We start from the raw sequence: 26,029 nt of genomic DNA, 5'->3' as shown, positions 1-26,029 counted from the left end.
GTTGGGAGAGGTTGTATCGCGGAAGGTCTAACTCAGCCACTTTAACAGCCGGATAATACCCATGCTCGCCGGTTTGCGGTGCGCGGAGACATCGGTGCGCGCCGCGATCTCCTTGCGATTCTGCGAGTAGTAGCTGTAGGCGCGTAGCAGCATCTCCTCATTGGTGAGCGTGGGCCGCCAGCCGAGCTCGCGCTTGATGCGTGTGGTGTCGAACAGAAAACTTTCGGCAATCATCTTGTAGTGATACGGCCCAAGGGGCGAGAGCTTGAGTTTATGCGCTGCAATCATGGCGGCAATCGTCGGCCCCTCCGGCAGGGAGCGCACCTTGCTGCGCGAGCCGGCGGCGGTGATGACGGACTCATAGACAGCCCGCATCGACTTCACGTTGTCTGAGCCGACATTGAAGGTATTGCTGCCGTTGTAGCCTGCCGCCTGGATGCAGGCCGTAGCGAGATCGTCGGCGTAGATGAACTGATAGGTATTGTCGCCAGGACCGACGACCCAGACAGTTTTGTGGTCGTCAATGAACTCGTACAGGATTGCGAGAAGGCCCAGGCGGCCGGAGTCCATGATGGTGGGGCAGCGCAGCGTCACCACATTCAGGCGATCGGTGTAGCCCAGGAGAATCTTCTCGGCTTCCCACTTGGAGCGGCCATAGATCTCGACTGGAGCAGGTGTGTCTTCTTCTGTGATGGGACGGCCCATGTTGGCTGCCCATAGGCAGTTTGTGGAGGTAAAGACGAAGGGTTTTACGCCGTGTTCGACGGCCAGGTCCGCGAGGAGCCGGGTAGCGTCGACGTTTGAGGTCCACAGGAGATGCTCGTCGATCCGGGCGCCATGCGCCAACTGTGCCGCGACGTGGAAGATGGCGTCGAAGCGATGTTCGGAGAAGACACGTTGCATCAATGCCTTATCGCGAAGATCTCCCTGGATGGAGGTCAGTCCAGGTAAGGTATCCTCGTCGCGTTCCAGGTCAATGTTGACGACGGTATGGCCCTCACGAAGAAGCCTGCGCTTGAGAACGTCGCCAAAGAATCCGGAAGCGCCGGTGACCAGAGTGTGCATGTCTATGCCTATTTTAGACGGTCTGCGCGGGCCATTCCAGACGGTCTCCGCGCAGAAACCGAGTTCGGTGCGTGCGTCCTTTTCTGTGGCGCCGGCGTCACAGGTACAACAAATCGACAGAGTTTCGGAATCATCCGTAGGATAGAGGTGGAATGAGAAAGAAAGCCGTGATCCTGGGCGCAGGCCCTGCTGGTCTGACTGCCGCCCTGGAACTGGTACGGCAATCGGATATCCAACCCATCGTTCTCGAAGCCGGGGACTGTGTTGGCGGCATCTCGCGCACCGTGCGCTATAACGGCAACCGAATGGACATCGGCGGTCACCGCTTCTTTTCAAAGAGCGACAAGGTCATGCGCTGGTGGCTCGAGCTGATGCCGGTGGAGCACGAGGCCGAGGCCGAAGCGGCGATCAGCTACCAGAACAAGACACGGCATCTGCCCATGCACGAACGCCGCGAAGGCGAGGATAAAGACCTCGTCATGCTGGTGCGTCCGCGTAAGAGCGAGATCTACTTCATGCGGCAGTTCTTTGACTATCCGCTGAGCCTGAGCGGGCCGACACTTCGCAAACTGGGACCAGTTCGCCTGGTACGCATCGGTTTCAGCTACCTCTCATCGCGTCTTTTTCCCATTAAGCAGGAGAAAAGCCTGCGCGACTTCTTAGTGAACCGCTTCGGCAGCGAGCTTTACCTGACCTTCTTCAAGAGCTACACCGAAAAGGTATGGGGCGTGCCGTGTGAGGAGATCAGCGCGGAGTGGGGAGCGCAGCGTATCAAAGGCCTCAGCCTGACAGCCGCGGTAAAGCACTTCCTGAAGAAGACCTTCGGCAGGACTGAAGGCGACATCGGGCAGAAGAAGACTGAGACCTCATTGATCGAGCAGTTCCTTTATCCCAAGTTTGGCCCTGGACAACTTTGGGAACACGTTGCCGGTCTGGTGCAGCAGGGGGGCGGAGAGCTGCATATGGGGTGGCGCGCGGTGAAGATCAACACCGAAGGCGACCGCGTCGTCAGTGTGGAGGCGGTCAACCGCGCAGGAGAGCGGCAGACCTTTGCCGGAGACCACTTCTTCTCCACCGTGCCGGTTCGGGAGCTGGTGCACTCGCTGGATGTGGAGCCTCCAGCGAACGTGGTCGAAGTGGCTGACGGCCTGCAATACCGCGACTTCATCACGATCGGCCTGCTGGTGGACAAGCTGCAGCAGACGGAACCGGACGGCAGCCTGCTGAAAGATACGTGGATTTATATCCAGGAGCCGGATGTCCAGATTGGCCGGTTACAGATCTTCAATAACTGGAGCCCCTATCTGGTCGCTGACCCATCGAAGGTCTGGCTGGGGCTGGAGTACTTCTGTTACGACACCGATCCGCTGTGGAAGATGTCGGACGAGGAGCTCAAAGCCTTCGGCGCCATGGAACTGGAGAAGATCGGCATGATCCGCCGCGGGCATGTGCGCGACGGTCATGTGGTGCGGGTTCCAAAGACCTATCCGGCATACTTCGGCAGCTATGGCCGTTTCGACGAGATCCGCCGGTACATGGATCGTTACGAGAACCTCTTCCTGGTTGGCCGTAACGGCATGCATAAGTACAACAACCAGGACCATTCCATGCTGACGGCGATGGCCGCCGTGGATGCCATTCTTGCTGGTGAGACCAGCAAGAGCTCCCTTTGGGATGTGAATACCGAGCAGGAATATCACGAAGAAAAATAATTTGCCGACTATATCCTTGTGGGTATGAATGTCCCGTTAAGCCTGCGCTGGATGGTGGAATCCTACGTCCTGCTGCTGGGCATGCTGATGCTTGGGTTGGGCCTGGCGGCCCATTCCATGCCTCGTTTGCGTGGCGTTCTAAGGCTGTGTGCCAGCATGCTGCTTATCGCTCTGGCGATGGTGATCCTGTTCTATCGCAATCAGATTCCTCGTATTTCATTCATCCTCTCGGATGGGCTGATCATCACCGGCTTTGCCTTGATGGACGAGACCATGACCCGTTTCCTGAAGCTCCGTTACACGGAGCGCTGGGTGGATGCCCTGTTGTTTGTGGGGACGGTCGGCTTTTCCATCTATTCCCAGATCATGCATCTGCCCATGAGGACCCGGACAGAGCTTCTGGTTCTGGCGCTTGCGCTGCAGACGACACGTAGCGGCATTACCTTGCTGCGTCGTGCGCCGAGTTCGCTGCAGTTGCCGGCCAGGTTTCTGGCAGGCAGCTTCTTTCTCTTCTCATCCTTCTGCCTCGTGCGGATGGTTTTGCCCATCCTTCGCGGGCAACTGCTGAACCTTCCCGCCGATGACCAGGCTTTTATGGTCGATGGCGCCTCGCGGCTCTCAAAGGTCGTTCTTCTATGCGCCAGTATCGCCATCGGCTATCTGTGGATGGCCGCACTGCAGTTGAGCAATGAGCTGGATGCCTTGTCGTTGACCGATCCGTTGACGTCGGTATTGAACCGCCGCGGTCTGGAAGACCGCCTTGGCCGAGAGCTGAGACGGGCGTCCATGAATGGCGGACGCATTGCTCTTATCAGTCTGGACGTGGACCACTTCAAGCTGATCAATGACCGCTATGGTCACCCGGGAGGCGATTCGGTCTTATCCACGTTCGCGAAGGCACTGTCTGAGATGCTACGGCCTGCCGATGCGCTGGGCCGCTTTGGCGGAGAAGAGTTCGTCGCCATTTTGCCGAACACGGACGAGGAGGGCGCCCGTGTGGTGGCGGAGCGCTTGCGCGAAAGACTACGCAGCCTGCGATTTGAGTTCGACGCGCAACTGCGGCTGACGGCGAGCTTCGGAGTTACCGTCTGCGAACGAGGAGAAGATGATCAGGGTGCGCTGCGGCGATGCGATCAGGCGCTTTATGCCGCCAAACAGTCAGGCCGGAATCGCGTGGTGGCCTTTACGTCGTTGGAAGCTCAGGCCGTGTCATCCAATAATTGATGCTTGCGACGCTTTGCCAGGATGGTGCGGGGAATTCCTTGCAGGTCGTTGAGGATTGTCACCTCATTCCATTCGGTGAGCAGCGATCGCAGGGCTGCATCCTGTCCATAACCGATCTCCATCGCCAGCAGACCGCCTGGGTGTAGAGCCCTATATGCCTGGGGAATCAGTCGGCGATAGATCTCCAGTCCATCTTCTCCTGCATAGAGGGCGGCGTCCGGCTCGAAGTCACGGACCTGCGGCGCAAGGGTGGAGCGGTCACTGAAGGGAACATACGGAGGGTTGGAGACGACGACGTCAAAGGCCTGTCCGGCAACGCTGCTGAGCAGGTCAGAGTGCAGCGGCATGACTCGTTTCTTCACATGGTTGATGGCTGCATTCTCCCGCGCGACACTCAGTGCGGCATCGGAGAGATCGAGCGCGGTCACATGCGCGTATGGCAGATGCACGGCAAGCGCAACGGCGATGCATCCAGTGCCGGTGCCGACATCGGCGATGCGGACAGCGTGATGCTGCGGGATCTGCGCCAGAACGGATTCAACCAGCAGCTCCGTCTCAGGCCGGGGGATCAGCGTTGCCGGGGTGACGCGGAAGGGAAGACCGTAGAACTCCTGCATGCCGGTGATGTACTGAACGGGTTCATGGGCGGCGCGGCGGGCAAGCAATGCCTGGTAAGCGGCGAACTCGGCGGAGGTGAGCTCGCGTTTGGGATCGATCAGGAGTTGTGCCTTGGTGATGCCGAGGATGTGGAGCAATAACAGTTCGGCGTCGCGCACTGGACTCTCCGTGTGCGCAAGCTGGGTACGGGCGGCGAGCTGTGCCTCACGAAGGTTCATCGGGGGAGATGCGCCCACGTTGCGCAAAGTGCGAACGCGGGCGTCCTTTCGTTAGAGCGTTTTCCCTGTAGGTCTAGGGCGTGTCATCAAACTCCTGCTGTCAGCGTTGCGAGCGCAAATTTGTCCATACGAGGCGGAGGCCGAAGGCTGTGGCGGGTCCACAGTTGAGGCCGACAACGAAGTATGGGCGAATTTGCGCCGCAACCCGAAGGGCCGGGGCAGATTTTCCCGATCTCTTTGTCACTCGTCGTTCCAGTAGACCCGCTACAGTTCTCTCCTCGCTCCTCGATCTCGTAAAAATCTGCTCCCGGCGCTGACGGCACGAGTTTGATGACACGCCCTAGTGTAGGGACTCCACAGTTATGGGGCGTTTTCCGCAATGAAAACGCCACTGTACGTTCTTCCGGGATACCCAGCAGCAGGGAAAATGCTCTAGGCTGCTGTGGCTTCGGCCTTGAGGCGTTCCGCGGTATCGTGCTCGATCAGGGCATCGATGACCGGCTGCAGCTTGCCTTCCATGATCAGGTCAAGCTGGTGCAGGGTCAGGCCAATGCGGTGATCGGTCAGGCGATTCTGCGGGAAGTTGTAGGTGCGGATCTTCTCGGAACGATCGCCGGAGCCAACCTGCTGCTTACGGGCGCTGGCCTGGGCCGCATGCTGCTTCTCCATCTCCACCTCATAGAGGCGGGCACGAAGAACACGCATGGCCTTTTCGCGGTTCTTGATCTGCGACTTTTCGTCCTGGCAGCTCACGACCGTGTTCGTAGGGATGTGCGTAATACGAACGGCCGAGTAGGTGGTGTTCACACTCTGTCCACCGGGACCGGACGAGCAGAAGGTGTCGACTCGAAGATCCTTGGCTTCGACCTTGATGTCGACTTCCTCGGCTTCTGGAAGGACGGCAACGGTGACGGCGGAGGTATGGACGCGACCCTGGGTCTCAGTGGCGGGTACACGCTGCACGCGGTGCACGCCGGACTCGTACTTCATCTGCGAGTACACGCGGTCGCCTTCAAAGATGGCGACCACTTCCTTCATGCCGCCGACAGTCGACTCGCTCTCGGAGAGGATCTCGACCTTCCAGCGATGCTGTTCAGCAAAGCGCAGGTACAGGCGGAAGAGCTCGCCTGCAAAGAGCGAGGCTTCATCGCCGCCGGTGCCGGCGCGGATTTCGATGATGACGTTCTTCTCGTCATTCGGATCCTTCGGCAGCAGCATGACCTTCAGCTCGTCCTCAATGGCGGGAAGCCGGCTCTCCAGGGTGGAGAGCTCCTCCTCGGCCATGGCGCGGATGTCGGCATCGGTTTCGTCGAGCATCAGCTTGGCGTCTGCAATGCCCTGCTGCACCTGCTTGTACTCACGGAACTTGTCAATGGTGGGTTCCATGTCGCGGTGCTGCTTGGCAGTCTTCTGATAACGCTGCTGGTCGGTGACGATGCCGGGGTCGGCGAGATCGGCCGAGAGCTCGTTGTAGCGGTCTTCGAGTTGTTGGAGACGGTCAAACATAAGTGTGCCCTTAGGGGTAACCCGTTTCTGATTGGATGAGGAGGCGCGGTAGATCGGCGCAGCGGACAGCGGACTTGGCGCAGCTAGGCGAAGTCGTGGCGGGCCGGGTTGGAGCGGTGGCTGCGCATATGCCTGTCTCTAGGATACTCCGGTTTGTTCGGGCATCATAGGGCGTATGTCCCGGTTTGCCGAACTCGCATCGCTCGCGGAGGAGCTGGCCGGAACCTCCAGCCGCCTGAAAAAGCGGGCCGCGATTGCCGCCGCCATCGCCAAAGTACAGGCCGAAAGCTCCCAGCAGGCCGGTCTGTTTGCGCAGTACCTGGCCGGGCTCCCATTTGCAGAAGCCGATAACCGCAAGCTGAACGCCGGCGGAGCCATGCTGAGCGGCATTGTGAAGGAGATCTCCGGGGCGGCCGACGTCACCATGTCGGCTGCCTACCGCAAGCATGGCGACCTGGGCGCCGCAGCCGCCGAGCTGTGGCCCCGGCTGGCGGAGTCGGAGATCGTGCTGGACGAGCTGGAAGCAGCCTTTGCGGCCTCCTCCTCGGCGAGGTCGACGGCCGCGCGGAAGCACGTCCTGACGGAGCTGCTGCGCCGGGCCACGCCATTGGAGGCGAAGTATCTGTTGAAGCTGATGCTCGGCGATATGCGTATCGGCGTGAAACAGAGCCTGGTGGAGGAGGCGATCGCCGAGGCCTCAGGCACGGAGGTGCGGGCGGTACGGAACGCCGTCATGTTGGAGGCTGACCTGGCCGGAGCAGTCGAGCGGGCGTTTACCGGAACTCTGGCTGAGGCGCGGATGCGATTGTTCCATCCCCTCGGCTTCATGCTGGCCTCACCGGTGGAGACACCGGAGGAGGCGGTGGAGCGTTTTGCTTCGACGAAGGAATCAGCGGAGGCAGCGGATGTCGAGCTGAAGGCAGAGGAGCCCGATCCGGATATCCCGATGGCCGAGCACCTGCCCGTGGAGGCCTTGAGGATCGAGGCTTTGGTTGAGGACAAGTACGATGGCATGCGGGCGCAGGTGCACTGCGGTGTAGACGGGCGGGTGGCGATCTACTCCCGCAACCGCGACGACATCACCGAGAGCTATCCCGAACTGGTCGAGGCCTTTGAGAAGGTGAGTGAACCCCTCATTCTGGACGGCGAGATCCTGGGATGGGACATCGCCGGGCGGAGAGCGTTGCCGTTCGCCGTACTGGGTACTCGCATCGGACGCAAGAAGGTGAACGATGCCATGCGCGCCCAGGTACCGGTTGTCTTTATGGTCTTTGACCTGATGTATGCCGGCGGCGAGCTCAAACTCGACCTTCCGCTGCGCGCCCGCCGCAATGAGCTGGAGGCGGTAGTGGAGCGCATCTCGGCGGTTACCCGGTCTCCGGTAGAGAAGGCCGCCGGAGGCCTGTTCGCCAGCGAGGAGCCCGACGTAGAGCGGTTGATTCTGTCGCCGTCGTTTGTGGTGGAGAGCGCCGATGATATCGACCGCACCTACCGCAAAGCCCGCGAGCGCGGCAATGAGGGCGTGATGTTGAAGGCGATGGACTCGACCTATCAGCCTGGACGCCGAGGCTTGATGTGGATGAAGCTGAAGCGTGAGTTAGCAACGCTGGATGTGGTCGTGACCGGCTGCGAGTTCGGCCACGGCAAACGAGCTGGCCTGTTGAGCGACTACACCTTTGCCGTACGCGGTGAAGGCGGAGAGTTGCTGAATGTAGGCAAAGCCTACTCCGGTTTGACCGATGCCGAGATTCTGGAGCTTACCGAGTGGATGAAGGAGCACACGCTCGAAGACTTCGGCCACTTCCGTACGGTGGAGCCGAAGAAGATCCTGGAAGTAGCCTTCAACAACGTCATGCGCAGTGACCGCCACAACAGCGGATTTGCGCTGCGCTTCCCGCGCATTCTGCGAATCCGCGGTGACAAGCCGGTCGAGGAGATCGATACGGTGGCGCGAGTGGAAGAGATCTATCAGTCACAGCCGGATAAAGCCGGAAGTTGACAGCAGAAATCTGTTGCCCTATGGTGTCGGCTGCTTGAGAATGGCGCAATGTTTGACGAGTTGAAGGTACGACCCTCCGAACGCCACCTCCCGATAGCCGTAACCGTTGCGGGATGGCTGCTGATAGTGGCCACAGTTTGTCTGGCGGTAAGGATTATCTGGGAGATGACCTTCCTGACGTGGAAGAGCGGTCCACAGATGGTTGGTTTCTCACTCGCACACGGTTACGCTGCGCCTTTGATTTTAAGTCCATTCCTGCTTTCCATTTGGTTGCTGCTATCGCTCATTATCCTTTGCATCTGGAAGATCAAACGGTACTCGATTGCCCGTTCCGCCTTTGTTGTTGTGCTGGCTTCAGTGGGAGCACTGGGTGTCCTCTCTATTCCGCAGTCATTCTTTGATTGGATCTTTGTGGGGCGACTTGCACACAGCCCGCGCGCATCGGAGCTGTTCGTCCACGCTGCGGAAGAGGGAGAAAAGGGTGTCGTTCGCGGAATGCTGCAACAGGGGGTTCCGGTTGATGCCAGGGACGCCAGAGACAATACGGCGCTCCACACGGCGGCGGCCTCTGGAGAGACCGCGATCGCGGAACTTCTTATCGAACACCATGCACCGATAAATGCCCTCAATCTTTATGGAGACAGCCCGCTCGTCATTGCAAACCGTGCGCATCAGTCTGCGATACAGAGGCTCCTGGTACAGCATGGAGGTCAGGTGATTGAAGGAGACGAAGAGCAGCGCGATCGTGCAACGGCTGAGTTTGTTCGTCGAATCTCCGAACGATAACGATCAGTCGACAGACAAAGCCGGCTGAGGTTCACGCCGCTTCAGGCTCCATCCAAAGGTCATGCCAGCAACCGCCAGAAAGATGATGCCGGCTCCGGCGATTTGCATGGGATACAGCCGCCGTCCGAGCGCGATGATGTCGACCAGAATGGCGACTGCCGGATAGATGAACGACAGAGCGGCTGTCAGGTGCGTCGGCAGCTTCTGAATTGCGCCGTACAGCAGGATGTAGACCAGCCCGGTATGCACGATGCCGATGATTGCGACCATTCCCCACCCTTTGGAGGTTGCTGGTGCGGAGTGCGCGATAGCCCCCATCAGGATGATGCCAACGACGACCTGGACCAGCGCGATGACGTGAGGCGGAGTTCCGCTTAGCTTTTTGATCAGAATGGTGCAGATGGCATAACAAAGCGCAGCGCCCAGAGCCATGGCGACGCCGGAGAGATACTGCGATCCAAAACCGCCAACCTTCGTGTCCGCCATCACGATAAGCAGTACGCCCGCGAATGCGGTAATCAGCCACAGAAGTTTGCCTGCCGTCATCTTCTCCGCAAAGAAGATAGCGCCCAGCACAAACAGCATGAAGGGATAGGTGTTGTAGATCGCAGTCGCAATGGAGATGGAACTGCGGGAGTACGCGCTGAAGAGCAGCAGCCAGTTGATGACAATCGCCACGCCGCCGAGCGATCCCAGCAGCAGGACGCGCTTATTTCGCAGGTGATGCAGCAGCCCCATGGCGGCGCAGGCGAGAAAGAGTGTCAGGGCGCCGAAGATGCAGCGCCATAGCACCACACGGAGAACGCTCTCTCCCGAGCTCAGGACAAACCATCCGATGGTGCCGGAGACCGTCATGGCGACGGACATCTCCAGAGTTCCAAGCCGCTGTGTATCCATCCCTTGATTCTGTCAGGTTATGAGACGGCAATACATGGCATTTCGATAACTAATCCTGTAATCAGGACGATTTTCGAAGGCTGCAGGCGGGATTCCCCTTCGATTCTGAGTGAGATCAGAACCGCCAGGAACTGTGGTGATTTGCTCTCCGTCGGTCTCGCCATTGCTTATACGCTTGGATTACGATTGCGGTCGGCGACGACTATGACTTGCAGGTCCTGAGCTAGTCGAACAATATTTTCCGCGTGATTCTTGCGGAGAAGTCGTTCGCTAAAACCAGATTTGGAATGAGCCACGAAGATCTGCGTAATGCGATTGCGGCGCGCATATTCCACAACTGTCTCAGCAACGTCTTTCCCTCCCAGAACCTGCGTCTCGATCTGCAAACTTCGTGCAAAACGAAGGTGTTTTTCGACCACTTGCCGCTCCTCTGGGGGCAAATCTGAAAATCCGGGAGTTTCGTGTACGAAAAGAGCGACACACTCCGCATGAAGATAGTCGGCGACACGATGCCCTCGACGGATGAGCATCGCCGTTGAAGGGTTGGCTGTGATATGGATAAGTATCCGCTCCGCCTGCTGATCAGCTATTGCTACAGATTCACTGGTCTCGTCATATGCAGTCTGTCTTTGGTCGACTTCATGAGCGGCTTGACGAAGAGCAAGTTCACGTAGCGCCGCTAAGTTCGAACCTTTAAAAAATCCGACAAGCGCCTTCTCCACCGCTTCCGGCTTGTAGATCGCGCCCCTCTTGATGCGATTGAGTAGAGCTTCGGGTGTGACATCAACCGTTACTATTTCTGCGGCCTGCCGGATGATTCCATCCGGCACAGTCTCGCGAACCTGGATGCCGGTGATTTGCCATATCTGATCGTTCAGACTCTCGATATGCTGAAGATTCATCGTTGTCCATACTTCAATGCCGGCATCTTGCAGGACAGCAATATCTTCCCAACGCTTTGCGCGATCCGAGCCGGGAACATTGGTATGCGCCAATTCATCGACTAACGCGATGCCTGGCCTGCGCTTCAGTACCGCGTCCGTATCCATGTCGTAGAAGGTTTGACCGCGATATTCGATCTCACGGCGCGGGATAACCTCAAGTCCCTGGGCCTGCGAGATTGTATCGGCGCGCGCGTGAGGTTCCAGGTACGCGACGACAAGATCCGCCCCTCGCTGTACGGCAGCCTGGGCATCCGCGAGCATTTGGAATGTCTTTCCAACGCCGGCGGCGTATCCCAGACAGACCTTTAGTTTCCCTTGTTGAATGTTAGCCATGAGTGATATGAGAGCTAGCGAGGAAAGACACGGATGTCCATGTCCTCGCATTCGCGAATCAGGCGAAGTACCGGATCCCCGAACAATCGTTGTTTCCACGTGTTGTGGAGACTATGGCCGATGAAGATTTGTGTAATTCGTTTAGCACGCGCAAACGCAATAATTGCCGCTATCGGGTCGTCGCTCTCCAGAACCTCTGCGATAGCTCCTGCTTCCTTCGCCGCATCAAGGTAGCCTTGAATCTCTGCGCATTCTTTTTTTGATTGCCCTGATTCGCACACGTACACCGCATAGAGTTCCCCTTGAAAACGCTCTTTATTCCGTTCTCCGCTATTAAGCATCGTCAAGGCATTGGAATGCGGGGTCATGCAGATGAGGAAGCGCTCGTGGGCGCCAAAGACGGGCGCGACTCCATGAGCTTGAACATAGAATTCGAGTTGCGCATCCACGACTTCGGCAGTCAGCAGCAGAGCCAATTCGCGAAGTTCTGAGAGCTGCCGCTCCTGAAAATTACTAATTCCAGTGGGCGTGAGCTTTTCTCCTTGTCGCCAGAGGCAGAGGTCTGTTGGTACATCGACGATTACGATGTCGTCCGCTGCGAGCAGAAATGACTTCGGAATGGTTTCCGTAGTGTCTCGGCCGGTAATAGCCCGAACTTTTTCCCGGTATTCTTCGACATAGAGCAGATCTACGCTCGATAAGACCGAAATCCCATTTCGCAAGAGCGTCTGTATGTCCTGCCACCGATGTGCATGACGGCTCCCAGACGGATTCCGAGTCGCTAGAGGATCAATGACGCAAACCTGTGGTGCACGGCGCAGGATGGCATCCAAATCGATCGCCTGGTCCATACCGGAAGGAATCTGCTCCAGCGTCTGCAGTAGTGCCTGGATATCCTTGGACTGCTTGTCCTGGACGGCACCGATGACAACGTCTTCTCCCCGCTCTTGCCGACGGCGAGCCTCATCCAGCATGCGATAGGACTTACCGACGCCAGATGCATAGCCTAGAAAGATCTTGAGTTTCGCACCCCCCTGTTTGCTCTCCTCCGCTTCTATCTGCTTGAGGAGACGTTCGGGATTCGGTCTGGAGAGCACGGACGAGCGCATGTTGGAGATTCCAAAGAAAGTGTAAACCGATCTTGTGGGTTGATCCTGCACCTCAAACTTGATTCTGTTAGGTTGAGGCCGCGGGACACATAATATTTGCAATCTTTATTCCATTCCGGACAGGTTTCGAAAGGGATAGACTGGTTTCTCTTTCGATTCTGAGGGAGGGGGCGTGCATGGATCACACTGACCAGGAACTGCTACGGCTGCTCTCTATCGATGCGCGAATGTCGCTGAAGAGTCTTGCTGACGAGGTGGGTATGTCTTCGCCCGCTATCGCGGAGCGTTTGCAGAAGCTGCAGGAGAACGACGTGATTCGGGCGTTTACTCTAGATCTGAATGCGGAGGCCATGGGGTATCCCATGGTGGCGATCGTTCGTATCCGTCCGCTGCCCGGAAAACTACTGGTAGTAGAGCGCCTGCTTCAGGAAATTCCAGAAGTTGCGGAGTGCGATCGTGTCACGGGTGATGACTGTTTTGTAGCGCGTGTCTATCTGCGGTCGATCCAGCACCTGGATGAGGTTCTTAATCGCATCATCGACAAAGCGCAGACGAGTACATCGATCGTGAAGTCACAGGTTGTTAAGCGGAGGCCGGCACCGTTCGTTACGGAGTAGAGAGATTGTCGCGTGTGCTCGCGTCGAATTTTGGGGCTTCCTTGCCCACCCTAGCGTTGCGAGGGTGGGGCACCCGGGTGGGGAAACAACGAAAAGCAGATTTCTCCGCTACGCTGCGAAATGACAAACAAAAATGACATGGCTGGACATCGAAAGTTGCCTTTTATAGCTGCCCAGGTGCCCCACCCTCACGGAGTTAGGGTGGGTAAGGAACACCACAAAATTCAGCAGCGATGAGCCAAAGCGCGGGCGATCTTTCGGTCGGTTTTGTACTGTGACAAGGCGTACACGGCCCAGATCGTCGCCGGAATCCAACCGAGGATAGTGATCTGCAGCAGCAGGCACAGCAACCCGGTAAACGGCCGTCCGATCAGGAAGAACGTGAGCCACGGAAACAGGAATGCAATCAACAGGCGCATGGTAGAACAATACGCTGCAGGGATTCGTCAGGTTCCATGGCTTGTCTCAGAAGAGCGCGGGCAATGTCTCCGGTGCAGGTTGACCGGGTTTGCCGTCCTGGCAGCGGGGGCATTTGCGTTTGTGGATATCGATGCCGTCGGCTCCGTACTCGAAGCCGCAGGCGTGCCGCTCGCAGCGTAGCTTGTAGGTGTTCTGGTTGGGTGCATTGGAGTCGACCCAGGCAGCTTTGCCGATGACTCTTTGTTTGTTACGGTTCAGGTAGCCGGGACGCGTCGTGGGAGATTCGGAACGGGACATGACTCGGTCGAGGATAACGGAAAACCCGGGGTGCGTCCGATGACGTCTGTGGTGCATCCCTTGTGCATAAGAGGTGAATCTGCATGGAATACAGACTGCTGGGCAACTCTGGTCTGCGTGTCTCCGAGCTCTGCTTTGGAGCGGGAACCTTCGGCCGTAACAGCGAGTTCTTCAAGGAATGGGGTCTGATGGAGGGCGACGCGGCGAAACGCATCGTCGACCTCTGCGTCGATGCCGGAATCAATTTCTTCGACACCGCGGATGTGTACTCCGACGGTGAGAGCGAAAAGGTACTGGGTGAGTCGATCCGCCACCTTGATCGTGGACAGCTCGTGATCGGTACCAAGGCGACCTTCCGCCTTGGCAAGGGCATTAATGATGCCGGTCAATCGCGGCATCATCTCATTCGCTCGATCGAGGGAAGTCTCAAACGCCTTGGGACGGATTACATCGATGTGTATTACATGCACGAGGTCGATGCCATGACGCCCATCGAGGAGACGCTGTACACGCTGAACAGAGCGGTTGAGGAAGGCAAGATCCGCTACATCGGTTGCTCAAACTTCTCGGGATGGCAGTTGATGAAGTCTCTTTCCATCAGTGAGCGTTACGGCTGGGCGAAGTATGTCGTGCAGCAGAGCTATTACTCATTGATCGGCCGTGACTTCGAGTGGGAGTTGATGCCGCTGGGCCAGAGCGAGAAGGTTGGCACGGCTGTGTGGTCTCCGCTTGGATGGGCGCGTCTGACCGGGAAGTACAGCCGCAACAAACCAAAGCCCACGACCAGCCGCCTGAACGACGAGAAGATGATCGCCGCAGGCCCGAAGGTCGCAGACGAACACCTGTACAACGTCGTCGATGCAATTGAAGCGATTGCACAGGAGACCGGAAAGTCTGTCCCTGAGGTCTCATTGAACTGGCTGTTACAACGGCCAACCGTATCGACCATCATCATCGGAGGACGCAGCGAAGAACAGTTGAAGCAGAACTTCAAAGCTGTCGGCTGGAAGCTTACGCCGGAGCAGATGACGAAGCTGGATGAAGCCAGTAAAGTAATTGCAGCGTATCCCTATTGGCATCAACGCCAGTTCCCGGAACGCAATCATGATCTGCTGTAGAGGATGGGTTCCTTATGAACTTTTAGTGACTTCTCTACGGCTTTTTTACCAGCCTCAGACTTAGTCTCATACCTGCTGCCTTGAGGATCCGCCAGGGCGGCAGGAGCATTATGAGTAACGGTAGATGCAGTATCGGTTTGGCCCGCGTTCTGTGCGCGGGCTTTGTTTTGCTCGCTGCTGCGAGCAGCCAGGCACAGGAGACGCAACAGCAGGACACACGAACGGGAAACTTCTTTCAGCGGCTTGGCGGTTATTACAAAGCCGACTGGACAGGGAAGCTGCCGGGAGGACCCGCGCCGGAGCGCAGAGCATTGGACGCCCCGTTGAACTCACCGCCGTTTCCAAACTCTGACTGGGGCTATGGCGGTTCCCCTGCGATCGGTGTACCCGATGGTAATGCCTATCCGTTGATGACGGCGCTGAAGAAACAGAACTCGCGCACCAAAATCTATGGCTGGATTGCGCCCAGTGTGAACGCAAGCACGTCCAGTACAAACAATTTTCCGGTCTCGTATGACATCTTTCCCAATCGTCTTGAGCTGAATCAGGCCGTCGTTTATGTGGAACGTCTTCCCGATACCGTGCAGAAGAAACACTTCGACTTCGGATATCACTTCACTGCGTTCTACGGCATTGACTATCGCTTCACTACGGCGAAGGACTACTTCAGCCAGCAATTGTTGCAGCGCAACAAGAAGTATGGCTTCGACCCGGTGCTTGAGTATGCCGATCTCTACTTCCCTGTGAAAGAGGGATTGAACATCCGTATCGGCCGCTTCCTCTCCGTGCCCGGTATTGAGGCACAGCTTGCACCCAATAACTACAACATGACGCACTCACTGCTCTACACCATCGATCCCTTTACCGATACGGGCATCATCGGTTCGTTGAAGCTGAATAAGCAGTGGATGGTGCAGTTGGGTGTATCAGCGGGACATGATGTTGCTCCGTGGTCTGACGATCGCAAGCCCTCGGCGATTGCCTGCTTGAATTATTCGACTAAAAGCAATCACGACAACTTCTATGCCTGCGCGAACGGCATCAACGACGGTAAGTACGCCTACAACAACCTGCAGCACTACGATGCGACCTGGTACCACCGCTTCAATGCGAAGTGGCACACGGCAACCGAAGCCTGGTACATGTACGAGCGCGAGGTGCCGAATGTCGCCGGTAATGTCAGCAATCCGGTTGCGACAGAAACAGGCGCTAACGGAGCGTTCTGCGCGGCAGGACAGTTGCGGTGCACGGCTCCGGAGTACGCGGTGGTGAATTACGTCAACCGCCAGATGAATCCGAAGCTCTATCTTGGCTTCCGTTCCGATCTGTTGAACGACAAGAAGGGACAGCGCACTGGAATCCCTGGCAAATATACGGAGAACACGTTTTACGCGACGCAGTATATCGGCAGCACGATTCTGATTCGGCCTGAGGTTCGTTTCGACCATTCGTGGGACCGGCGTGGATATGACGGAGGAGCTGCGCGAAACCAGTTCTTCTTTGGTGTAGATCTGATCTACAAGTTCTGATGCTGGCGGTTCGAAACGAAAGAGGCGGCCTTTGTGGCCGCCTCTCTTTATAAGGAATTGATCGATAGGGATTCTGAATAAGTGCTGTCTTAAACGGGTGGGAGCAGCGGGCTTCAGCCTAATGTCACTTACTTTTTGTTTTTGGTAGAGGGCCGAAGTGATGTTTGGAGGGGAAGGATTTGCCTCTACCCCAGACTTCTCTGGGGTAAGAACGTTTTTTCTTTCGTTGAGGCAGCTTTGCTTTGGAGATGTAATCGAGTAGCCGGTCGTAGGTTTGTTGTCTGAGGACTGGGTCTGGAGAGCAGAGTTTCGGGCTCATGGCATTGATCAGGCCGTAGGCCTGCGTGAAGCTCAAGATTCGTGGATCGACGCCGGCCCTGCGGGCGGCGGTGGCCATAAAAGCCCTGACCAACCCATAGGCTACGACGGCGATAAGCAACTCTTTCTCTACCGCGGCTTGGCTTTTGCCATGCAGGTGCTCCAGCCGCAGAGTTCCCTTCAGGGTTCTGAGATCCAGTTCCAGATTCCAGCGTTCTCCGTACAGAGCGACGATCTCGTCGGCCTCCTGCTCCAGCGTGGTGAACAGATAGAGGCTGTCGCGAAAACCCTTGGCCGAACGCACGATCAAGCGGCCTTTTATTTCAGCATCCGCCAGCTCTGGGTATTTTTTGCGTTCCTGAGCGCTGGGTTTCCAGCACACCAAAAACTCCCCCTGAACCGGCAGAGATTTACCTCCCAGGGAGAGGGCCCGTGCCTTGCTCAGACGGAACAGAGCTTGATGCCCGCTGCCGATCACTTCCTGCGCAAAAGCGAAGATCCCGAAGCCGCCATCCCCGATAATCACACTGCCTGCGGGTGCCCGGCTCAGAACCTTCTTCGCAAGGTTTTGCTCGCTCACCGCCTCCGGTCCATACATCGGTCCCCAGGCTGGACGCTGTGCGATCCCTGTCCGCACATCATGCAGGCAGACCCACTTCATGATCCCCCAGTGACCGAGACCGTGCTGGTTTCGGCCCGCTGGAAATGCCTTCAAGATATCGGCTGTATGCTCCAGGCGCACACTGCTGCCATCCAGCAGCAGCACCGGGCGACCCCATTTCGCCTCCGCTTCGATCTGACCGCTCAGTGCGGCCAACGTCTGATCGCAGACCTGTTCCACCGTCTCTGGGGTGATTCGCCCACATGCCCGGGCGTAGCCGCCAGTGTTGGCTGAAATACGTCCCCCTTGCACGCGCTTGCTGTTGGGTAGCAGCCTATCCAGACGACCACCCAACAGCGCATGAACTGCTTCCTGCTGCGTCCCGTGTTCACTCAGACGCTGCAGCAACATCATCTCCACCACTACCGGCAACGTGTAGATTTGGCCACCACCGCCAAATTCCCCCCACGAGATAACAGGAACAACCCGTTCAAACAACTTCAGTAGGTTTTCTGCTTCCGCCTTGATCTCCATCCAGACCTGACGCGATTCCCAGAGCTCTTACAGATTGCTTCTTATCTCCCTCTCCTGCACACAATTTTCCAACTCACAGGTACAAAGTAAGTGACATTAGGCTTCAGCCCGCTGATAAAGCATAAGCAGTAAATGGGCTTTTAGCCCTGGGCCTTTGTTTCTTGGATAGAAACGGCCCAGGGCTAAAGCCCATCATTTTGTAGCTCCGTAAACCGTGGCCTGAAGGCCACGGCTCTCACCATTTCCGTCCTAGTGTCCTGCCGATGGACTGGCGCCCTTCGGCGGCCGCGGAATCAGGAACAGCAGCGGCAGCATGAGCGCGCAGAAGATCGTGAGGTAGCGGATAACGTCGATGTACGCCAACGCCGATGCCTGACGGTGCAGCAGGTTGTAGATGTAGGCCTGAGCCGTATGCAGTGCTCCCTGGGAGTCTGAGCCACCGTTACCACCGGCGAAGGAATTGGCAAAGGAGTGCACGCGGTCCATAAAGGTTCTGTCACCGGGTGTCAGGTTGCGGATCATTGAGTTCTCGTGGGCCGCAATGCGACGCGTGAGCATGGTAGCCATAAAGGCGGTACCGCAGCTTCCGCCTACATTACGGGCAAGATTCGTCAGGCCGGAGACGTCATTGTTCTCGCTCTGTTTCACACCGATATACGCAATCGTGTTGATCGGAATGAACAGGAAGGCAAGACCCGAGGCCTGGAACATACGCATGATGACCAGCGTTCCATAACTGACATCGAGGTTCAACCTTGCCATGTTGATCAGCGATAGCGTCAGTGAGGTGAAGCCGAAGGCGATCAACTTGCGCGGATCGACCTTGCTTGAAAGGAAGCCGACCACCGGCATCATCGCCATCATCATGAAGCCTGCGGGTGACAGTACCTTGCCGGCGAGCTCTGCTGTGTAGCCGAGCAGCGTCTGTACGAACTGCGGAATCAGGATGGTGGTTCCGTAGAGCGTGAAGCCCAGAACGAACATCAGGATGAAGCTGATGGAGAAGTTCGGCCGCTTGAAGAGCGTCAGGTTCACGATCGGGCGATGACCGGTGCGAAGCTGCCGCAGTTCCCACCAGATCATGGCGATGAAGGCGGTGACCATCAGCACGGTGAAGAAGGTGATGCCGCGCGATGAGAACCAGTCGTCTTCCTGTCCCTTATCGAGCACGAACTCCAGCGAGCCGAAGGTCATACCCAGCAGGGCGAATCCCAGGAAGTCGAGCTTGATGCCGCCCTTCTGCGCCTCGGCAACCTGCTTGTGCACATACGGCGGATCTTCCACGATGCGGCTGGTAAGGAAGAGCGACACCAGACAGATCGGCACATTGAGGAAGAAGATCCATCGCCAGTCGTAGTTGTCGGTGATCCATCCACCCAGAGTTGGTCCGATAGCTGGTGCCACGACCACGGCGAGGCCGTACATGGCGAAGGCCTGGCCTCGCTTCTCGGGTGGGAAGGTATCGGCCAGGATGGCCTGTTCGGAGGGCGCCAGGCCTCCGCCTCCCACACCCTGCAGGATGCGGAAGAAGACCAGCAACGGCAGTGAGGGCGCAAGACCGCACAACGCCGACGAGATGCCGAAGAGCGCCACGCAGATCATGTAGAACTTCTTACGACCGATAAAGGTCGTCATGTAAGCGCCCGCCGGCAGGATGATGGCGTTCGCCACCAGATAGGCCGTCAGTACCCAGGTCGCTTCATCCTGGCTGGCTCCCAGGCCGCCGGCGATATGCGGCAGCGCCACGTTGGCGATGGAGGTATCAAGCACCTCCATGAACGTGGCCAGCGTGACCGTCATGGCGATGACCCACGGGTTGATCTTGGGACGCCATGGCTGTGCTGGGGCGGCAGGCGCGGAGGTAGTTTCGTCCAGGGTCGCTGTAGCACTCATAAGTTCCGGCAAAAAATAGGGTCTGTTGCTAGGGTTTTGGATGTGTCGGTTAGTGGTCCGATGCAGTTTATTCATCAGCTCCGGACTGGTCCATTAATCCACCGAGGTTTCCTAGGCGGGCTGAGCGCTGTACGATTTATATATAAGCCCTATGTCACTGAAAAGAATCGCAATCGATATGGACGAGGTGATGGCGGACACGCTCAGTGAGCACATTGCCCGTTACAACCGCGACCACGGTGAGCAGATTACAAAAGAAGATCTCACCGGCAAGTGGCTCTGGGACGTTGTCGCGGTCGACCGCCACCATGTGCTGCAGCAGTATCTATCCAGTGAGGACTTCTTCGCCGACCTGCCCATCATGGAAGATGCGCAGCGGGTGATTCAGGCGCTGCAGGCACGGTATGAGGTCTTTATCGCCTCGGCCGCCATGGAAGTGCCTTCTTCGTTCGCGGCGAAGTTCCGCTGGCTGGAGCGTCACTTTCCCTTTCTGCCGCCCTCGCATATTGTCTTCTGCGGCGACAAGGGGATCATCGATGCGGATTACCTGATCGACGATAACCCCCGGCAGTTCCGGCGATTCAAAGGCGAAGGCATCCTGTTCACCTCGCCGCACAACAAGCTGATCAAGGGCTACCGACGGGTGAATAACTGGCTTGACGTGGAAGAGCTCTTCCTGGGGTCTGCCGTAGGTTCCGCCGGCCTGCAGGAAAAGCTGATCCCGTAGAGCCAGAGGTTGAACCACCACACTCGTTGCCCCCATTCTTCGCGGGCTTTATCGCGAAGGGTGGGTATCGCGCTTTGCGCGACTGCCTTTGCGTTACCATTCCGGGCGAGTTCGCGCATCGATAGAAAAGCAGATTTCTCCGCTCCCGTCGGTCGCTGCGAAATGACAAACCCAAAATGCCATCGGAGGCTCGGACACAAGCCTCCTCCTTAGGCGCTTTGCTGCGGACGATTCACCACAGACAGTCGCCGGGAAGCGTTCGATCCGTTCGCGGGTGGACGCTGTGCCGGGTCAACCTGCTGTGCTCCCTGCATGCTGATGATCAGGGCGCGGGCATGGGTCTCTCCAAGACACTGGTAACTGTGGATGGTGCCGGAATCGAAGTAGATCGCATCATCGGCGTCAAGCAGATGTATCTGCCCGCCATGCGTGACCTGCAACTGTCCCTGCAGCAGATACAGAAATTCATGCCCTGGGTGCTGGTGGGCGCGTGTCTCGCGGCCCGGTTGCGGTGGCAGAAACTCGGCAAGATAGGGGTCGAGCTGGCGATCGGGAACCAGGTATCCCAGGTTTTCAAAGTAGTAGGCGGGGTTTTCGGTGCCGGACTGCGGCATCTTCACGCGCTCATTGGCGCGGTGAATACGAAAGAGCGGTCGTGGCTCCGGCTCGAAAAAGTAGGAGAGGTCCTTGGCGAAGACCAGGGCAATACGTGCCAGGTTGCGCAGAGTCGGCACCACGCGGCCAGTCTCGATCTGCGAAAGGAAACTCGCCGATAGACCGGTGTGGCGCCCCAACTCCACCAGACCCATGGACTTCTTCAGGCGCAATGCCTTGACCCGTTCGCCAAGGCGTTTTTCCTGAATGCTTGATTCGGCAGCGTCCGAGATCGGGTCGGAGGTGACAGGATCTTCCGGAAGAGATGCGGTGAGGGACATGCGTTTTGCTCTCCTGCAGGGGGATACATTATGTCGCAAACATCGGATTTTGGCCCGGTAGCAAATTTCTTACGTCAGAAATGCCAAGTGCGGAATGCTAGTCTCTAGGTGGTGGTGCTGGTTTCGAGACGGATGCGACTAAGGCAAAGAAAAGCTTATTTATGTGCATCTTGCTCCCTTCTTGCGGCAATGGGATGTGCGAATCCCGGGCCGCCAAAACCACCATCACTTCATCTTGCGCGCGTTCCTACGGATCTTTCAGCAGTTCGACAGGGAACCCGGGTGACTCTCCATCTCACGCTCCCGAAGACGACAACCGATAATGAGCCTCTGGACCGCGACTCCAACGTGGAGATCTGCCGCAGCGAGGGCACATCGGAATGTGCGTCTGTGATCAAAGTGCCAATAAGTAAGATCAATGACTTACAAGACACGTTGCCTCAGAATTTTGCTTCTGGTGCATCCGTAGAGGTGCACTACCAGGTACGCATCACAAATGCGGGTGGACGGGCGGCGGGATGGTCGAAGCCAGTAACGGTCGCCGGTGGAGACGCTCCGGACCAGATCCAGGGTTTGCAGGCCTCACTTGGAGCCACGGGATTATTGCTTCGCTGGACACCGTCTGCCATGCCGTTTGACGAGGTCCGGATCGAGCGCATCGAGCCGGATACGGCGCAACCCAAAAAGAAGACATCGATTGAGCGCAAGCGGGCGCAGCAGCAGCAACAGACCGTGCTGGCCGTGCCGGCAACCGGGGGAGACCCTGGCGGTGCTGTCGACGCTACGGCAGAGGCGGGCCAGCGTTACGTGTATCGCCTTGAGCGGCGCCGTCGTCTGCGGCTGGGTAAGGACGAGATCTGGGTGGGCGGTGAGGTTACAGAGCTGGATACGGGCATCCTGCGAGACACGACGCCACCTGCGGTTCCGCAGTCCCTGGAGGCCCTGTCCTCTGAATCAGGAATCTCTCTATCGTGGCAGCCGGGAACTGAGGCCGACCTGGCGGGATACGCGGTCTATCGTGTCGATGACTCCGGAGAGCTTCGCCTGACTGCCATGCCTGTCACAGCGCCGCAGTTTACAGACACGACGGCGATAAAAGGCAAACAGTATCGCTATCGGGTTGCGGCCGTGGACCGCGCTGGCAATGAGAGCGGTAAGAGTGAACCAGTCACTGAGGAGATGCGATGAAGTACTGCCGATTTCTCGCCGACGGCCAGCCGTTTTATGGACGTATCGAAGGAAACAACATCATCGCCCGTGCTTCCAGCTTTGAAGGCCTGGCGAACGGCGCGCCGGTGAGCCTTGCTCTGGACAAAGCTGAGTTGCTGGCTCCGGCCGAGCCCTCGAAGATTCTCTGCGTGGGGCGTAACTATCGCGACCACGCCGCCGAGATGGGCAATGACGTTCCCAAGGAGCCGTTGCTCTTTCTCAAGCCTCCGTCGGCGCTGCTGGCTCCGGGCGGCGTCATCTGGAAGCCGGCTATTACGCAGCGCCTGGACTTCGAGGGAGAGCTCGGCATCGTGATCGGGAAACGAGCCAGCCGCATCGGGCCGGATGAGGATGTGCGCAGCTACATCCGCGGCTACACCATCGTGAACGACGTCACCATGCGCGATATCCAGAAAGCGGATGGGCAGTGGACGCGAGGGAAGGGATTCGATACTTCCTGCCCGGTGGGACCTCTGGTGACCGATGAGGTGGACCCGCTTAAGGGTTCCATCACCGTCGAGACGCTGCTGAACGGAGAAGTTCGCCAGCACGGTGAGACACACGACTTTATCTTCCCGATTCCCGAGCTTCTGCGTTACATCACCGCGGTGATGACGCTGGAGCCGGGAGATCTGATTCCGACCGGGACACCTGCGGGCGTTGGGCCGATGCAGAGTGGTGACACGGTAGAGGTACGGATTCAGGGGATTGGTTCGTTGAAGAACATTGTTGGGTAATGGAAATTCGAGCGGGGGCTCGACCGTCTCTTTGTTTGTCATTTCGTAGCGTCAGCGGAGAAATCTGCTTCTCCCCCGAAGCCAAAAGCAGATCCCTGCGGGATGACAAACAAAAAATCCGGGTTAAATACACAAACCCCAGACCCGGCCGGGTCTGGGGGTTATGTATTACTTCGCCGCAGACTGACGCGATTTCTTCTTCTTGCCGCGGACGCCCTTCTCAATTACGGCGCGCATCCAGTAGTTGCCGTTGCCGTCGACCTCGATGCCGTGGACTTCACGTTCGAAGCCGGGGAAGCGCTTGCCGAACTCTTCCATTGCCAGAATCAACTTGATGACCGGGCTGTTCGGTCCGCCCAGCCGCTCGCCGGGCATCGACATCGGGATGCCCGGAGGATAGGGGACCAGCATCACGGCGGCGATGCGGCCGGCCATCTTGGCGAAGGGCAAGCGCTCGGTCTCGTGGCGGACGAGCTTCTGATAGGTCTGCGACGGGGTCAGCACGGGATCGAAGTCTTCGTCGCAGGCGGCGTTGACCAGGCCGGCGAGGTTCAGCTCGATCATGGCCTCGTGCATCTCGTCAGAGAGCTCCTTCAAGGTCGAGTTGCGATAACGCTGCGGGAAGCGGGCTACCAGCTCGGGCAGCGCTTCTTCCAGCGACGCCTCGCTGTCGTAGAGACGCTTGAACTCGAAGAGGTTCTCCAGCAGCGATCCCCACTTACCCTTTGACGTGCCCACGCTGAAGAGCACCAGAACGGTGTAGTCGCCGGTACGGGCGATCTCCACGCGGCGGGAGTCGAGAAACTCGGTCAGGATGGCGCCGGGGATACCCCAGTCGGCCACGGTGCCCTGCGCGTCGACGCCCGGGGTCAGGATGGTGACCTTGGTGGGGTCGAGCATGCAATACTCATCGGCGATATCGGCGTCCTGGTAGCCGTGCCAGTCGTGGCCTGGCTTCAGAGTCCAGCATGAGGGATTGGTTGCCAGCAACTCGTCCGGAGCTTCTTCGAAGAGGTGGGTATCTCCGCTGAGGGGATCGGTCACCGACTCCGGCTGGAAGAGGCGGAAGAACCAGCCATCTCCGTTGTCTTCCGTGGAGCGCAGACGGTGGGCGACCGAAGACATGGCCTTGCGGAAGCTGATGGCGTCCTGGATGGTGTCTTCCATCAGCGTCGGGCCTGAGGGCTCATCCATCATGGCCGCTGCCACGTCGAGTGAGGCGATCAGCGGATAGAACGGCGAAGTGGTGCCGTGCATCATGAAGGCTTCGTTGAACTGGTCGAAGTCCATCGGGGCGCGTTCCGACAGACTGACGTGGATCATCGATGCCATGCTGAAGGCCGGCAGCATCTTGTGCGTGGACTGCACCGCGAAGATCGCCGGGCGATTCGGCATATCCTCCGGAACACCCATGGCATAACGGCCTTTGTAGATGGAGTGGAACTTGGCGTAGGCGTACCAGGCTTCGTCGAAGTGAACACGAGGAACGGAGGCGGCCAGCTCTTTGACGACGCGGTTCACGTCATAGCAGAGACCGTCGTAGGTGGAGTTGGTGACGACGGCGTAGGTCGCCTCCTGTGAGGCAGCGCCTTTGCAGAACGGACTCTTCGCGATGAGATCCCTTACGTTCTTCGCGCTGAAGCGCTTGAGGGGCACCAGGCCGATCATGCCGTAGCCGTTGCGTGTCGGCTTGAAGTAGACGGGGCGAGCTCCGGTGACGGTCAACGAGTGACAGATGGACTTGTGACAGTTGGCGTCGGCCAGGACGATGTCGTCCTGCGCGATGACACCGTGACCGACGATCTGGTTGGAGTTTGACGAGCCGCCCAGGACGAAGAAGGTCCAGTCCGCTCCGAAGATGCGGGCGGCGTTGCGCTCGGCGTCTCCCGGAGGTCCAAGATGGTCAAGCCAGCTTCCCAGCGGAGCGGTGGAGATACCAAGATCCGAGCGCATGAGGTTCTCACCGAAGAAGCGGTGGAACTCCATGCCGATGGGGTGCTTCAGGAAGGCGACGCCGCCCATGTGGCCGGGAGCGTCCCAGCTATACGCGCCCTGGTCGGTGTACTTCTTCAGTTCGCGGAAGTAGGGCGGCAGCAGGGTTTCGTGGTAGCGCTCGACGGCGAAGTCGACGCGGTTGGCGATGAAGGCCGGGGTGTCGCCGAAGAGGTGGATGTACTCGTGCACCTGCTTGACGACCTCGATCGGCAGCTCGCTGACCAGGGTGCGATCGGCGATGAGGAAGATCGGGATCTTTTTGTTGTGGCGGCGTACGGCGCGCAGAATCTGCACGGCCTCGCGCTCTTCGAACTGGCTGTCGCCTTCGAGGTCCCAGTCCAGCAGAACCGCGGAGTAGGAGGGGTCCGAAATGACCAGCGACAAGCCGTCTTCCGGCGTCGTCGTACGGACGACATCGTAGCCTTCGTCTGAGATGGCTTCGACCAGGCGCCCCATGGCGCGGTCGGATACAGATTCGGTGCCGCCAACCTCGGAGGCGATCAAAAGGACCCAGCGTTTTTCACTCATACCAGCTATGTATGCTATCGCGATTGCGTGGTTTATGTGTGAGCAGGAAGGCTCGGGAAATCCGGCTTCAGTGGATATTCGAGCGTAGCTCGAATGGGTGGGAGCCGTGGGCTTCCAGCCCACGGTTTACCGAATCAAGAGAAGTCGAGCTTTTGTCAGG

At 58.0% G+C, this 26,029-nt stretch carries 22 protein-coding genes; 10 read left to right on the top strand and 12 right to left on the bottom strand.

Going from position 1 to position 26,029, the window contains the following annotated elements; genetic code table 11:
• Positions 1-27 precede the first annotated feature (27 nt).
• A complete protein-coding gene (locus tag FTW19_RS25430; RefSeq protein ID WP_147650345.1) occupies positions 28-1,065 on the bottom strand; it encodes an NAD-dependent epimerase/dehydratase family protein in 1,038 nt (345 codons plus the stop codon).
• A 152-nt stretch (positions 1,066-1,217) separates the two neighbouring features.
• Between FTW19_RS25430 and FTW19_RS25425 the strand changes: the two genes are divergently transcribed.
• Together FTW19_RS25425 and FTW19_RS25420 are read left to right on the top strand one after the other, a co-directional pair.
• Positions 1,218-2,777 (top strand): NAD(P)/FAD-dependent oxidoreductase, encoded by a 1,560-nt coding sequence (locus FTW19_RS25425; RefSeq protein ID WP_147650344.1) that lies wholly within the window; start codon positions 1,218-1,220, stop codon positions 2,775-2,777.
• Positions 2,778-2,801: 24 nt separating this feature from the next.
• Positions 2,802-4,001 carry a GGDEF domain-containing protein gene (locus FTW19_RS25420; RefSeq protein ID WP_147650343.1) on the top strand — a complete coding sequence of 400 codons (1,200 nt, stop codon included), beginning with the start codon at positions 2,802-2,804 and terminating at the stop codon, positions 3,999-4,001.
• On the opposite strand, the gene prmC is transcribed toward FTW19_RS25420, so the two are convergent.
• Both prmC and prfA read right to left on the bottom strand, forming a co-directional pair.
• Positions 3,977-4,837, bottom strand: a complete 861-nt coding sequence (gene prmC / locus FTW19_RS25415) for a peptide chain release factor N(5)-glutamine methyltransferase (RefSeq protein ID WP_147650342.1) — start codon at positions 4,835-4,837, stop codon at positions 3,977-3,979. The genes FTW19_RS25420 and prmC overlap by 25 nt on opposite strands.
• A gap of 432 nt (positions 4,838-5,269) precedes the next feature.
• Positions 5,270-6,343, bottom strand: a complete 1,074-nt coding sequence (gene prfA, locus FTW19_RS25410; protein ID WP_147650341.1) for a peptide chain release factor 1 — start codon at positions 6,341-6,343, stop codon at positions 5,270-5,272.
• Between the two features lie 175 nt (positions 6,344-6,518).
• Here prfA and FTW19_RS25405 point away from each other — a divergent pair, with 175 nt between their 5' ends.
• Positions 6,519-8,342 (top strand): ATP-dependent DNA ligase, encoded by a 1,824-nt coding sequence (locus FTW19_RS25405; protein ID WP_147650340.1) that lies wholly within the window; start codon positions 6,519-6,521, stop codon positions 8,340-8,342.
• Positions 8,343-8,390: 48 nt separating this feature from the next.
• Positions 8,391-9,128 (top strand): ankyrin repeat domain-containing protein, encoded by a 738-nt coding sequence (locus FTW19_RS25400; RefSeq protein WP_147650339.1) that lies wholly within the window; start codon positions 8,391-8,393, stop codon positions 9,126-9,128.
• 3 nt (positions 9,129-9,131) lie between these two features.
• Here the strand turns inward: FTW19_RS25400 and FTW19_RS25395 are convergent, their stop codons facing one another.
• The 3 genes from FTW19_RS25395 to FTW19_RS25385 all read right to left on the bottom strand — a co-directional run bounded on the left by FTW19_RS25395 (position 9,132) and on the right by FTW19_RS25385 (position 12,411).
• Complete coding sequence (locus tag FTW19_RS25395; protein ID WP_147650338.1) at positions 9,132-10,025, bottom strand: DMT family transporter; 894 nt, start codon at positions 10,023-10,025, stop codon at positions 9,132-9,134.
• 167 nt (positions 10,026-10,192) lie between these two features.
• Positions 10,193-11,302 carry a histidine kinase gene (locus FTW19_RS25390; RefSeq protein ID WP_222705508.1) on the bottom strand — a complete coding sequence of 370 codons (1,110 nt, stop codon included), beginning with the start codon at positions 11,300-11,302 and terminating at the stop codon, positions 10,193-10,195.
• A gap of 14 nt (positions 11,303-11,316) precedes the next feature.
• Positions 11,317-12,411: a hypothetical protein gene (locus tag FTW19_RS25385; RefSeq protein WP_147650337.1), complete on the bottom strand. Its 1,095-nt coding sequence runs from the start codon at positions 12,409-12,411 to the stop codon at positions 11,317-11,319.
• Between the two features lie 176 nt (positions 12,412-12,587).
• Here FTW19_RS25385 and FTW19_RS25380 point away from each other — a divergent pair, with 176 nt between their 5' ends.
• Positions 12,588-13,028 carry an Lrp/AsnC family transcriptional regulator gene (locus FTW19_RS25380; RefSeq protein ID WP_147650336.1) on the top strand — a complete coding sequence of 147 codons (441 nt, stop codon included), beginning with the start codon at positions 12,588-12,590 and terminating at the stop codon, positions 13,026-13,028.
• A gap of 224 nt (positions 13,029-13,252) precedes the next feature.
• On the opposite strand, the gene FTW19_RS25375 is transcribed toward FTW19_RS25380, so the two are convergent.
• Positions 13,253-13,447 (bottom strand): YqaE/Pmp3 family membrane protein, encoded by a 195-nt coding sequence (locus FTW19_RS25375; RefSeq protein ID WP_147650335.1) that lies wholly within the window; start codon positions 13,445-13,447, stop codon positions 13,253-13,255.
• A gap of 46 nt (positions 13,448-13,493) precedes the next feature.
• On the bottom strand, positions 13,494-13,745 hold the full coding sequence (locus tag FTW19_RS25370) for a hypothetical protein (protein ID WP_147650334.1): 252 nt from the start codon (positions 13,743-13,745) through the stop codon (positions 13,494-13,496).
• Between the two features lie 83 nt (positions 13,746-13,828).
• Between FTW19_RS25370 and FTW19_RS25365 the strand changes: the two genes are divergently transcribed.
• Positions 13,829-14,863 carry an aldo/keto reductase gene (locus FTW19_RS25365; RefSeq protein ID WP_147650333.1) on the top strand — a complete coding sequence of 345 codons (1,035 nt, stop codon included), beginning with the start codon at positions 13,829-13,831 and terminating at the stop codon, positions 14,861-14,863.
• Between the two features lie 110 nt (positions 14,864-14,973).
• Positions 14,974-16,392 (top strand): outer membrane beta-barrel protein, encoded by a 1,419-nt coding sequence (locus tag FTW19_RS25360; protein WP_147650332.1) that lies wholly within the window; start codon positions 14,974-14,976, stop codon positions 16,390-16,392.
• Between the two features lie 124 nt (positions 16,393-16,516).
• Here FTW19_RS25360 and FTW19_RS25355 read toward each other — a convergent pair whose 3' ends face one another.
• Together FTW19_RS25355 and FTW19_RS25350 are read right to left on the bottom strand one after the other, a co-directional pair.
• The gene (locus FTW19_RS25355; protein WP_147650331.1) at positions 16,517-17,845 is read right to left on the bottom strand and encodes an IS4 family transposase; all 1,329 of its coding nucleotides are present in this window, start codon (positions 17,843-17,845) and stop codon (positions 16,517-16,519) included.
• Between the two features lie 249 nt (positions 17,846-18,094).
• Positions 18,095-19,738: a DHA2 family efflux MFS transporter permease subunit gene (locus tag FTW19_RS25350; RefSeq protein ID WP_246153494.1), complete on the bottom strand. Its 1,644-nt coding sequence runs from the start codon at positions 19,736-19,738 to the stop codon at positions 18,095-18,097.
• A gap of 151 nt (positions 19,739-19,889) precedes the next feature.
• Between FTW19_RS25350 and FTW19_RS25345 the strand changes: the two genes are divergently transcribed.
• The gene (locus FTW19_RS25345) at positions 19,890-20,465 is read left to right on the top strand and encodes a 5' nucleotidase, NT5C type (RefSeq protein WP_246153493.1); all 576 of its coding nucleotides are present in this window, start codon (positions 19,890-19,892) and stop codon (positions 20,463-20,465) included.
• A 209-nt stretch (positions 20,466-20,674) separates the two neighbouring features.
• On the opposite strand, the gene FTW19_RS25340 is transcribed toward FTW19_RS25345, so the two are convergent.
• Positions 20,675-21,400, bottom strand: a complete 726-nt coding sequence (locus tag FTW19_RS25340) for a helix-turn-helix domain-containing protein (RefSeq protein ID WP_147650330.1) — start codon at positions 21,398-21,400, stop codon at positions 20,675-20,677.
• 282 nt (positions 21,401-21,682) lie between these two features.
• Here FTW19_RS25340 and FTW19_RS25335 point away from each other — a divergent pair, with 282 nt between their 5' ends.
• Both FTW19_RS25335 and FTW19_RS25330 read left to right on the top strand, forming a co-directional pair.
• A complete protein-coding gene (locus FTW19_RS25335) occupies positions 21,683-22,588 on the top strand; it encodes a fibronectin type III domain-containing protein (protein ID WP_147650329.1) in 906 nt (301 codons plus the stop codon).
• Positions 22,585-23,346 carry a fumarylacetoacetate hydrolase family protein gene (locus FTW19_RS25330; RefSeq protein WP_147650328.1) on the top strand — a complete coding sequence of 254 codons (762 nt, stop codon included), beginning with the start codon at positions 22,585-22,587 and terminating at the stop codon, positions 23,344-23,346. The genes FTW19_RS25335 and FTW19_RS25330 overlap by 4 nt, the downstream gene beginning before the upstream one ends.
• Before the next feature lie 168 nt (positions 23,347-23,514).
• On the opposite strand, the gene FTW19_RS25325 is transcribed toward FTW19_RS25330, so the two are convergent.
• A complete protein-coding gene (locus tag FTW19_RS25325) occupies positions 23,515-25,869 on the bottom strand; it encodes an Orn/Lys/Arg decarboxylase N-terminal domain-containing protein (RefSeq protein ID WP_147650327.1) in 2,355 nt (784 codons plus the stop codon).
• Positions 25,870-26,029: the final 160 nt, after the last annotated feature.

This window comes from Terriglobus albidus, assembly GCF_008000815.1.
In the GTDB taxonomy this organism is placed as follows: Bacteria; Acidobacteriota; Terriglobia; order Terriglobales; family Acidobacteriaceae; genus Terriglobus; species Terriglobus albidus_A.
Note: the sequence above shows the minus strand (reverse complement) of the source record. Positions and strands in the feature narration are given on the sequence as shown.

What these genes read in the sequence shown, in the direction of transcription:
- FTW19_RS25430 (WP_147650345.1), bottom strand. Translation starts at nt 1,065, where the DNA reads ATGCACACTCTGGTCACCGGCGCTTCCGGATTCTTTGGCGACGTTCTC.
- FTW19_RS25425 (WP_147650344.1), top strand. Translation starts at nt 1,218, where the DNA reads ATGAGAAAGAAAGCCGTGATCCTGGGCGCAGGCCCTGCTGGTCTGACT.
- FTW19_RS25420 (WP_147650343.1), top strand. Translation starts at nt 2,802, where the DNA reads ATGAATGTCCCGTTAAGCCTGCGCTGGATGGTGGAATCCTACGTCCTG.
- prmC (WP_147650342.1), bottom strand. Translation starts at nt 4,837, where the DNA reads ATGAACCTTCGTGAGGCACAGCTCGCCGCCCGTACCCAGCTTGCGCAC.
- prfA (WP_147650341.1), bottom strand. Translation starts at nt 6,343, where the DNA reads ATGTTTGACCGTCTCCAACAACTCGAAGACCGCTACAACGAGCTCTCG.
- FTW19_RS25405 (WP_147650340.1), top strand. Translation starts at nt 6,519, where the DNA reads ATGTCCCGGTTTGCCGAACTCGCATCGCTCGCGGAGGAGCTGGCCGGA.
- FTW19_RS25400 (WP_147650339.1), top strand. Translation starts at nt 8,391, where the DNA reads ATGTTTGACGAGTTGAAGGTACGACCCTCCGAACGCCACCTCCCGATA.
- FTW19_RS25395 (WP_147650338.1), bottom strand. Translation starts at nt 10,025, where the DNA reads ATGGATACACAGCGGCTTGGAACTCTGGAGATGTCCGTCGCCATGACG.
- FTW19_RS25390 (WP_222705508.1), bottom strand. Translation starts at nt 11,302, where the DNA reads ATGGCTAACATTCAACAAGGGAAACTAAAGGTCTGTCTGGGATACGCC.
- FTW19_RS25385 (WP_147650337.1), bottom strand. Translation starts at nt 12,411, where the DNA reads ATGCGCTCGTCCGTGCTCTCCAGACCGAATCCCGAACGTCTCCTCAAG.
- FTW19_RS25380 (WP_147650336.1), top strand. Translation starts at nt 12,588, where the DNA reads ATGGATCACACTGACCAGGAACTGCTACGGCTGCTCTCTATCGATGCG.
- FTW19_RS25375 (WP_147650335.1), bottom strand. Translation starts at nt 13,447, where the DNA reads ATGCGCCTGTTGATTGCATTCCTGTTTCCGTGGCTCACGTTCTTCCTG.
- FTW19_RS25370 (WP_147650334.1), bottom strand. Translation starts at nt 13,745, where the DNA reads ATGTCCCGTTCCGAATCTCCCACGACGCGTCCCGGCTACCTGAACCGT.
- FTW19_RS25365 (WP_147650333.1), top strand. Translation starts at nt 13,829, where the DNA reads ATGGAATACAGACTGCTGGGCAACTCTGGTCTGCGTGTCTCCGAGCTC.
- FTW19_RS25360 (WP_147650332.1), top strand. Translation starts at nt 14,974, where the DNA reads ATGAGTAACGGTAGATGCAGTATCGGTTTGGCCCGCGTTCTGTGCGCG.
- FTW19_RS25355 (WP_147650331.1), bottom strand. Translation starts at nt 17,845, where the DNA reads ATGGAGATCAAGGCGGAAGCAGAAAACCTACTGAAGTTGTTTGAACGG.
- FTW19_RS25350 (WP_246153494.1), bottom strand. Translation starts at nt 19,738, where the DNA reads ATGAGTGCTACAGCGACCCTGGACGAAACTACCTCCGCGCCTGCCGCC.
- FTW19_RS25345 (WP_246153493.1), top strand. Translation starts at nt 19,890, where the DNA reads ATGTCACTGAAAAGAATCGCAATCGATATGGACGAGGTGATGGCGGAC.
- FTW19_RS25340 (WP_147650330.1), bottom strand. Translation starts at nt 21,400, where the DNA reads ATGTCCCTCACCGCATCTCTTCCGGAAGATCCTGTCACCTCCGACCCG.
- FTW19_RS25330 (WP_147650328.1), top strand. Translation starts at nt 22,585, where the DNA reads ATGAAGTACTGCCGATTTCTCGCCGACGGCCAGCCGTTTTATGGACGT.
- FTW19_RS25325 (WP_147650327.1), bottom strand. Translation starts at nt 25,869, where the DNA reads ATGAGTGAAAAACGCTGGGTCCTTTTGATCGCCTCCGAGGTTGGCGGC.